This window comes from Coprococcus sp. BIOML-A2 (assembly GCF_009875795.1).
In the GTDB taxonomy this organism is placed as follows: Bacteria; Bacillota; Clostridia; order Lachnospirales; family Lachnospiraceae; genus Coprococcus; species Coprococcus aceti.
On record NZ_WWSI01000018.1, the window covers coordinates 1 to 2,876 of the forward strand.

General features: G+C 34.0%; 2 protein-coding genes. Both read left to right on the forward strand.

Translation table 11 applies throughout. The features are described 5' to 3' along the window. Positions 1-105: 105 nt before the first annotated feature. Positions 106-1,107 (forward strand): tyrosine-type recombinase/integrase, encoded by a 1,002-nt coding sequence (locus GT575_RS14825; RefSeq protein WP_161172307.1) that lies wholly within the window; start codon positions 106-108, stop codon positions 1,105-1,107. A gap of 184 nt (positions 1,108-1,291) precedes the next feature. Beyond that, positions 1,292-2,593, forward strand: a complete 1,302-nt coding sequence (locus GT575_RS14830) for an IS30 family transposase (RefSeq protein ID WP_192934975.1) — start codon at positions 1,292-1,294, stop codon at positions 2,591-2,593. The last annotated feature ends 283 nt before the right edge of the window (positions 2,594-2,876 follow it).

The window sequence follows — 2,876 nt, forward strand, 5'->3', positions numbered from 1 at the left end:
TGTTGAGTGTTATTTTTAAAGCAACTTTCTCACTATTTTATATTTGATTTTGTTGCGTTAACACTGTCACTGGTCGTAATGTGGGGGTTGGTTTATAATTTACTTATGAGTAAATTACAGAATAATTCAATTAAAACTGAAAAACTTTTAAAGGAACGTTTGCCATCATTCGCAAGGTATTTCTTTAAATCTAATCATGGTGTAATGGCTGACTCTTCGCTCTACGCATATGCATTAGATCTATCAATATTTTTTGATTATATTTGTAAAGCCAAGGCTATTTCAGTTGCAGAATTTAACATAAAAGACTTTGAGTCTGTAACTGAATCACAAATTGAAAACTATGTGGAATATTCAAGAATGGTCAAAGTAAATGGAAAAGAAAAGAATTTATCCAGCTCGGCGTTGAGACGCAGGTTTGCTATCCTTCATGCTTTCTATAATTTTTATTATGTAGAAGGCATGATTGATACAATTCCTACTTTAAGGGTAAATAGACCTAAAGAGATGAAAAAAACGCCAACTATTTTATCCTACGATGACATAAACAAATTAATTGATTATGTAACGAATGGAGAACTTCCTTCTACAAGACAGTTGGCATATCAAAAATACCTACGAGAACGTGATGCTGCCATTATTATTCTATTGTGCTATGCAGGGCTTAAAACAACAGAATGTACGAATTTGAATATATCAGATCTTCATTTTGATGAGCATTATATCAATGTATCTGGTAGGAAATATCCACATATTAAAGTGTCAAACTATATTGAACAGGAAGTTTCTAAATATCTTGCTATTCGACTGGATATGATTCCAGTATATGGACATGATAATGCTCTATTCTTGAGTATGTCTGGAACAAGAATGTGCCAACGGGCTTTGCAGTATATGATAAAAAAATACTGTACTGCACTATTTGGAAAGGACAAAACAATTGTAGCTCAGAATCTTTGTTTTTCCTTTAAAAATCAAGTCTATAATTCTACAAAATCTGTTTCGTTGACCTCAAGTTTGAGCGGAAATCAGCCGACAACGATCGAACGTATTTACGGAGCAGATCTGAACGAAAGGCGATCTAACGCCTCTACTCTTCTATACTAATTCAGATATAAAGAAGTGGGGATATATAAATCAGAATATATCCCCATATATGCGAATCTCTTTTATTAATAATTCAAAACAGTTCTATCCTAAATCGCTAATTTTTATATTTATCCTAAAAATTCCACTACTAATAGGTATAATAAAATGAATATGTCTGAGTGCTCAAAGAAAGGGGGAAATATTGAATAAGTTGGACTTAAGCGATAGAGAATCTATAGCAATAGGTATCGTTAGAAAACAGCCTTTATCCAGAATTGGAAATATCTTAAACCGTAGCACATCTTCAATTTCCAGAGAAATCAAAAAACATAGAATATTTGTTGCAGGAAGTTATTATGCTGGCAATGATTGCAAAAACGCAAAACATTGCACAGAAAGGCATTTATGTGGGGACTTAAATTGCCCTATGTACTGCTATTCCTGTAACAAGGACTGTCACCAGTATTGCAAGAACTATGTTACTACAAAGTGTTTAAAATATAATAAGCCACCATATGTATGTAATGGCTGTAGTAATCGCAGGTACTGTAATGAGGATAGATATTTTTATGATGCCAAAGTGGCTGACAGAATGGCTCATGAAACCAGAAAAACTGCAAGCGAAGGTGTACATTTGACAGAAACGGAATTAAGTACTATTGATGAAATCCTGACCAAGGGAATCCGCAATGGGCAGCCTCTAGCTCATCTATTTGTAACTCATGAAGCTGAGCTCGTGATATCCGAAAGAACAGCCTACCGTCTTATTGATAATGGATTACTTTCTGTTAAAAACATCGATTTGAGAAGAAAAAGTCGCTATAAAAAAAGACGCAAAAAGAAACAAGAAACAGACGGTGTACTTAATCAAAAGTACAGACAGGGGCGATCATATCAGGATTTTTTAAAATATATGGAAAACAAGTCCAACTACGAAGTTGTTGAGATGGACACTGTAAAAGGAAAAAGGGGATGTGGCAAGGTAATTCTTACTATGCTGCTCCGTAGAAATTCGGTAATGCTAATATTTGTAATGCCTGATTGCAAGGCAGAATCTGTAATTGATAGATTTGATTTCCTCGAAAAAGGACTTGGAACAGAATGTTTCAGAAGGCTTTTCGGTACTATACTCACTGACAACGGCTCAGAATTTAAGCGTGTAGATGAACTTGAACAATCTTCTATCACACCAGGAATTACTAGAACAAGTGTCTATTACTGTGATCCAATGGCATCCGGACAGAAAGGTAGACTAGAAAAGAATCACGAATACATTAGATACGTTATATCCAAAGGTACTTCATTAGATCCACTTTCACAAGAAGATTTTACAATCCTTATGAATCACATAAATAGTGTTAAGAGACCTGGACTCCACAATATGTCTCCATATGATTTAGTGGATTTGGAAGATGAAGATATGCGTATGCTAATGAAACTGATGATGTTAGAAAAAATACCTGCAGATGACATCAATCTAACAAAATCTTTGTTAATGAAATGAAATAGCATTTAACTAAAAATCTGTAAATACACGTAAGCGAAAATGTATAAAAAGTTTTAATTTGAGTCCCCTCAGACATTAAAAAGTGAATATTTCGTGGTATTAAATGGTTGCGATAAGTATGACATGAAAATCGTGAACTGTTTATTAAGTGCGCCCATTTTTTTAAAGTTGAAACGGTACTAAGCCCTTGCCAGGGTATAAAAAATGCCTTAAAATGCGAATGTAGGGGTTAATTCGTAATATGAATATGATTTAGTTGCATTAACTTTGTCATTCAAGC

What these genes read in the sequence shown, in the direction of transcription:
- GT575_RS14825 (WP_161172307.1), top strand. Translation starts at nt 106, where the DNA reads ATGAGTAAATTACAGAATAATTCAATTAAAACTGAAAAACTTTTAAAG.